Raw genomic sequence first — 4859 nt, 5'->3', positions numbered from 1 at the left:
ATCGGCCGGGAGAACCACAAGATGGCGCTCGCCCACTACCAGCAGACCAAGAACCTGCTGGTGTCCTACTCCCAGACGGCACAGGGTCTTTTTTGATGGGCATGTTCTGATGGCTGCGCCGGACCGGGTGCTGATCACCGATGCGGCGGCCGAGCTGGTGGCTCGCCTGGTGGCCCGGCACGGCCCGGTGATGTTTCACCAGTCCGGCGGCTGCTGCGACGGCTCGGCGCCGATGTGCTACCCCGACGGCGACTTCATCGTCGGGGATCACGACGTGCTGCTCGGGGTGCTCCGCCCGAACGACCGAGCCGGGGACATTCCGGTGTGGATCTCCGGCCCGCAGTTCGGGGCGTGGAAACACACCCAGCTGATCATCGACGTGGTACCTGGACGCGGCGCCGGGTTCAGCCTGGAGGCGCCGGAGGGCATGCGGTTCCTGTCCCGCAGTCGGGCCTTCACCGACGACGAGAACGCGCTGCTCGACGAAGTCCCGGTGATCACCGGGTCGCTCCCGCACTGAGCGGGGCCGCGGTCGTAAAATCTGCTGGTGTGATTCCGCTGCCGCGCCCCTGGCTGTTGAGCAGCACCATGCTGGTCGGCACCGCCGTCGGCATCCTCATCGGGATCGGGACGACGCTGCTGGTCACCGTCTCCGTGCGCCCGGATGTGGCGATCGCGCTGGTGCTCGGCGTGCCCAGCGTCGCGGGGCTGATGCTGGTGTTCGTCTCCTCGCGCCGCTGGGTAACCGCAGGGGGTGCGTTTCTGCTCGCGCTGGCGGTCGGCTGGTTCGGGGCGCTGGCGGCGATTCAGGCGGTCTCCGGTGTCTGAGACCACCGACACCGGGGCGCTGCCCATGACCGAGCCGCACTGGCCGCCGAGCTTCGACACCGGGCCACATCCGACCCCGCTGCCCGCACCGGCCGACGACCGTGAGCCCGAACCGGAATCGCAGCCCGGGCCGGCCCTAATCTCACCTCCGACGCCGGTCAAGCCCCCCAAGCCCGTTGCCGTCGCCGGGCAATTCCGGTTCCTGAAGTGGTGGCACCTGGCGCTGGTGCTTCTCGCGGTGTGGATCCCCGCGGCCGGGATCGGGCTGGGCCTGTTCTCCTGGTGGTATTCGCTGGCCGACAAGACCCCGGCCGTCTTCGTGGTGGTGCTCTACGCGGCCGGGTGCATCGTCGCCGGGCTGATCGTGGCGATGGTGGGCGAGAAACCGCTGCTGGCCGCGGTGGCGATCGCGTTGATGTCGGCGGTCTTCGCCTCGGCCGTCGCCGCGGCGCCGCTGTACGGCCACTACTTCTGCCAGCACGTGGAGCGCTGCGTCGGGGGAGTCATCCCGTACTGAACGGATTGGCCAGCCGCACCCCCTCGATCACCTGCCCATCGCTGAGATCTTCGGTCCACAAAGTGTCACAACGCAATTCGGCGGCGCTGCGGACGATCATGGCGTCCCAGAAGGACAGTTGGTGCCGAACCGACCACGTGGCCGCGGCGATGACGTCGTCCGCCAGCGGAGAGTGGACTCGCCATCGAGACAGGCTTTTGAGCCGGTCAGCTGCCGACGCCGGGTCGATCGGTTTGATCGCCTTGCGCGTCACGTTGACGTAGAACTCCTGCAAAACCTGCACGCTCAAGGCGCCGCGGCGTTCACGCCAGAGCCGTTCAACCAATGCGCGGGCGGTCTCATGTCGATCACCAGCGGCCGTGTCGTAGGCATAGAGCAGGACATTGGTGTCGACGAACTCCATGGTCAGCGCTGGTGAAGTTCGTCCCGGGACCAGGTGATCGACCCGATCTGAAGGCCGGTACCCCCGCTCATCATTCGTCGCTCGAGATCGGCCACGTCGTCATAGTCCTGCACCTGACCGACAAGTTGCTCGAGTAGCCGCGCGACCAGGCTCGACACGGACATGTCGCGCTGCGCTGCAAACACTTTCGCGCGACGAACCAACTCCGCCGGCATGGTCAACGTGATGTTCTTCGAGGCCATGTGTTTCAGTGTAGCGCCGAAACACGGTCGACATCACTCCAGCGGCAGCGCCACGAACGGCTGGCTGGTCGGCTGCTCGGAGCCCCCGCTCGGTTCGACGGTGAAGGCCAGCGTTGCGGCGCGGCCGAGGTCGCGGATGACCTCCGTGGTCGACGGATGCACGGCCTGCGGACCGATGATGCCCGCGGACCGCGGCTGCTGGTCCTCGATCAGCCACATCTGGTAGACGGTGCCGGCCGCCGGCGGCCCCATGTTGTTCATCACCAGGACGGCGGCGTCCCTGTCGCGTGAGTAGACGACGGTGGCCGTTCCGCCGGTGGGGATCGCGCCGCTGGCCGTACGCACATCGGACGCGGTGAACACCTGCTCGGCCGCCGGCGGCGTCGCCGCGGGCCGCAGCGCCAATCCCGCGCCGAACGCGATCGCCACAACTGCGGCGGCGGCCGCGGCGAATCCGGCTGCCCGCCAGCCGAACCGCGGCCCTGGTCGCACCGCCGCCAGCACCCGATCGCGCAGGCCCGCCGGCGGGTCGAGTGCGGTGCCGGCCGAGATCACCGCCATCGTCTCGCGCACCGCGCGGACCTCACCGCGAAACGCCGTGGCCTGATCGGTGGGGGCCGCGGCGAGGCGGCGTTCGATGTCCGCGCGCTCACTGTCCGAAACGGCGTCCAGGGCGTAGGGCGTCGCCAGCGTCGACAGCTCGTCATCGGTTGGAGTCGTCATCGCACCCCCAGGCAATTACGCAAGGCACGCAACCCGTCTCGCATCCGGGACTTGATGGTGGCCAGGTTGGCCGCCAGCCGGGTCGACACTTCGGCGTAGGTGAGGCCCGTGTAGTACGCCAGCTCGATGCAGCGCCGCTGGATGTCGGTGAGGGAGTCGAGGCACTCGGTCACACGACGACTTTCTTCACGGAGAATCGCTGATTCGGACACCACGTCGGCCGGGCGGTCGGTGGTGGCGGCCGCGTACCGTGCCTCGTGCCTGCCGGCCGCCTCCTCGGTACGCACCCGATCCACGGCGCGCCGGTGCGCGATCGTCAACAGCCAAGCCAGCGCCGACCCGGATGCCGGATCAAATTGGGTGGCCTTGCGCCATACCTGCAGGTAGACCTCTTGGGTGGTCTCCTCGCTGTAGCCGGGATCGCGGAGCATCCGGGTCACCAGGCCGTACACCCGCGGGCTGGTGCGGTCGTAGAACTCAGCGAATGCGTCGACGTCGCGGCGCGCGACTTGCCCCAACAGGACGTCGAGGTCGTCGCGCTGCGCGGGCCCGCTCATCGGGTGGTCGGTTTGAGGTAAGTGAGCAGGCTGCAGTCCAGGCTCTCGTCGCCAAGGTAATACGCGCAGCCGCGCAGGTACCTCATGTACCTTTCATACACGCCGACGGAGGTGATCTCCAGAGCCTCGTCCTGGTGGGCGGCCAAGGCGTCGCCCCAGGTGTTGAGGGTCCTGATGTAGTGCGGCCGCAGTGAGAGCGCCTCGGGCAGCGCGAATCCGGCCTCCACGGCCCGGATCATCAACATCTCCGTGGTGGGCAGCCGTCCGCCCGGGAAGATCTCGGTGACCACGAACCTGATGAACTTCGCCGTATCGAAGGTCTGCTTCTGTCCGCGGGCATGAAGGTCATACGGGTGGTAGCTGACGATGCTCTGAATGCTCATCCGGCCGCCCGGCGGCAGGATCGCAAAGCAGTTCTCGAAGAATTGGCGGTAACGGTCGTAGCCGAAGTACGGCACGGCCTCGATCGAGATGATCCGATCGACCGGCAACTGGAATTCCTCCCACCCGCGCAACAGCACCTGACGGCTGCGATCGCTGTCGAGGTCGTCGAGCAGGCGCTGGGCGTACGCCCGCTGGTTCCGCGACAGCGTCAGGCCGATGACGTTGACGTCATATCGCTCGACCGCCCGCTTGAGGGCCGACCCCCAGCCGCAGCCGATGTCGAGCAGCGTCATGCCGGGCCGTAGATCCAGGCTCTCCAGGTGCAGGTCCAGCTTGGTGATCTGCGCCTGTTCCAAGGCGGCGTCAGGCGCATCGAAGTGGCCGCTGCTGTAGGTCCGGGTCGGATCCAGGAAGAGGGCGAAAAAATCGTCAGAGAGCTCGTAATGAGCCTGGACCTCTGCGAACCGCGGTTGCCTGCCGGGACCGGGAATCGGGGTCGGGATCATGCGCTCACCTCGGCGTCCTGCTTCGCCAGGGTGAACTGCACCACATCAACCTGGCGCCCACGGAACAGCTGCGCGCAGCCGGTCAGGTACTTCAGGTAGCGGTCGTAGACCTCTTGGGACTGCACCGCGATGGCCTCCTCGCGGTGGGCCTCCAGGGCCGCGGCCCAGCAGTCCAGCGTTCTGGCGTAGTGCGGCTGCAACGATTGCTCGCGGGTCAGGGTGAAGCCGGCCGCCGCGGAGCGTTCGGCGACCATCGGGATCGAGGGGAGTCGTCCGCCGGGGAAGATCTCGGTCAGGATGAACTTGATGAACCGGGCCGATTCGAAGGTGAACGGGATGCCCAGCTCCTGGGCCTCACCGGGGCGCAGGCCGCAGATGGTGTGCAGCAGCATCACCCCGTCGGCGGGCAGCACGGCATGAGCCATCTCGAAGAACGCCCGGTAGCGCTCGTGGCCGAAGTGTTCGAACGCGCCGATGGACACGATCCGGTCGACCGGTTCGTCGAACCCTTCCCAGCCTTCCAGGAGCACCCGTCTGCTCCGGGGGCTGTCCATCGCATCGAACCTCCGCTGAACGTGGGCGGCCTGGTTCTTCGACAGGGTCAAGCCGACCACATTGACGTCGAACCGTTCGATCGCCCGGCGCATGGTGGCGCCCCAGCCGCAGCCGACGTCGAGCAGCGTCATGCCTGACCGCAGG

Annotated in this window: 8 protein-coding genes and 1 pseudogene; 3 read left to right on the top strand and 6 right to left on the bottom strand. The window is 67.6% G+C overall.

Features of this window, described 5'->3' with window-relative positions; genetic code table 11:
- Positions 1-109 precede the first annotated feature (109 nt).
- The 3 genes and pseudogenes from A5648_RS20455 to A5648_RS20445 all read left to right on the top strand — a co-directional run.
- Positions 110-508: pseudogene (locus A5648_RS20455) on the top strand (DUF779 domain-containing protein); the annotation flags it as partial.
- 41 nt (positions 509-549) lie between these two features.
- Complete coding sequence (locus A5648_RS20450; RefSeq protein WP_065026310.1) at positions 550-828, top strand: putative holin; 279 nt, start codon at positions 550-552, stop codon at positions 826-828.
- Complete coding sequence (locus A5648_RS20445; protein ID WP_065026309.1) at positions 821-1345, top strand: hypothetical protein; 525 nt, start codon at positions 821-823, stop codon at positions 1343-1345. The genes A5648_RS20450 and A5648_RS20445 overlap by 8 nt, the downstream gene beginning before the upstream one ends.
- Here A5648_RS20445 and A5648_RS20440 read toward each other — a convergent pair.
- The 6 genes from A5648_RS20440 to A5648_RS20415 all read right to left on the bottom strand — a co-directional run.
- The gene (locus tag A5648_RS20440; RefSeq protein ID WP_065026308.1) at positions 1332-1748 is read right to left on the bottom strand and encodes a PIN domain-containing protein; all 417 of its coding nucleotides are present in this window, start codon (positions 1746-1748) and stop codon (positions 1332-1334) included. The two genes, A5648_RS20445 and A5648_RS20440, sit on opposite strands and share 14 nt — an antisense overlap.
- A gap of 2 nt (positions 1749-1750) precedes the next feature.
- On the bottom strand, positions 1751-1990 hold the full coding sequence (locus tag A5648_RS20435; protein WP_065026307.1) for a DUF6364 family protein: 240 nt from the start codon (positions 1988-1990) through the stop codon (positions 1751-1753).
- A gap of 33 nt (positions 1991-2023) precedes the next feature.
- Positions 2024-2713: an anti-sigma factor gene (locus tag A5648_RS20430; protein ID WP_065026306.1), complete on the bottom strand. Its 690-nt coding sequence runs from the start codon at positions 2711-2713 to the stop codon at positions 2024-2026.
- Positions 2710-3270, bottom strand: coding sequence for a sigma-70 family RNA polymerase sigma factor (locus tag A5648_RS20425; protein WP_065026305.1), 561 nt, complete (start codon positions 3268-3270; stop codon positions 2710-2712). Before A5648_RS20425 ends, A5648_RS20430 begins: the two co-directional genes overlap by 4 nt.
- Positions 3267-4160 carry a cyclopropane mycolic acid synthase family methyltransferase gene (locus A5648_RS20420; RefSeq protein ID WP_065026304.1) on the bottom strand — a complete coding sequence of 298 codons (894 nt, stop codon included), beginning with the start codon at positions 4158-4160 and terminating at the stop codon, positions 3267-3269. The genes A5648_RS20425 and A5648_RS20420 overlap by 4 nt, the downstream gene beginning before the upstream one ends.
- Positions 4157-4859 (bottom strand): class I SAM-dependent methyltransferase (locus A5648_RS20415; RefSeq protein ID WP_065026312.1); only part of this gene is annotated, 703 nt, incomplete at its 5' end. The genes A5648_RS20415 and A5648_RS20420, both read right to left, overlap by 4 nt.

The organism is Mycolicibacter sinensis (assembly GCF_001673565.1).
Lineage (GTDB): Bacteria > Actinomycetota > Actinomycetes > Mycobacteriales > Mycobacteriaceae > Mycobacterium > Mycobacterium sinense_C.
Note: the sequence above shows the minus strand (reverse complement) of the source record. Positions and strands in the feature narration are given on the sequence as shown.

Bases quoted from the DNA above. Each gene is read 5' to 3' on its own strand.
- A5648_RS20430 (WP_065026306.1), bottom strand. From the start codon at position 2,713: ATGACGACTCCAACCGATGACGAGCTGTCGACGCTGGCGACGCCCTAC.
- A5648_RS20425 (WP_065026305.1), bottom strand. From the start codon at position 3,270: ATGAGCGGGCCCGCGCAGCGCGACGACCTCGACGTCCTGTTGGGGCAA.
- A5648_RS20420 (WP_065026304.1), bottom strand. From the start codon at position 4,160: ATGATCCCGACCCCGATTCCCGGTCCCGGCAGGCAACCGCGGTTCGCA.
- A5648_RS20440 (WP_065026308.1), bottom strand. From the start codon at position 1,748: ATGGAGTTCGTCGACACCAATGTCCTGCTCTATGCCTACGACACGGCC.
- A5648_RS20435 (WP_065026307.1), bottom strand. From the start codon at position 1,990: ATGGCCTCGAAGAACATCACGTTGACCATGCCGGCGGAGTTGGTTCGT.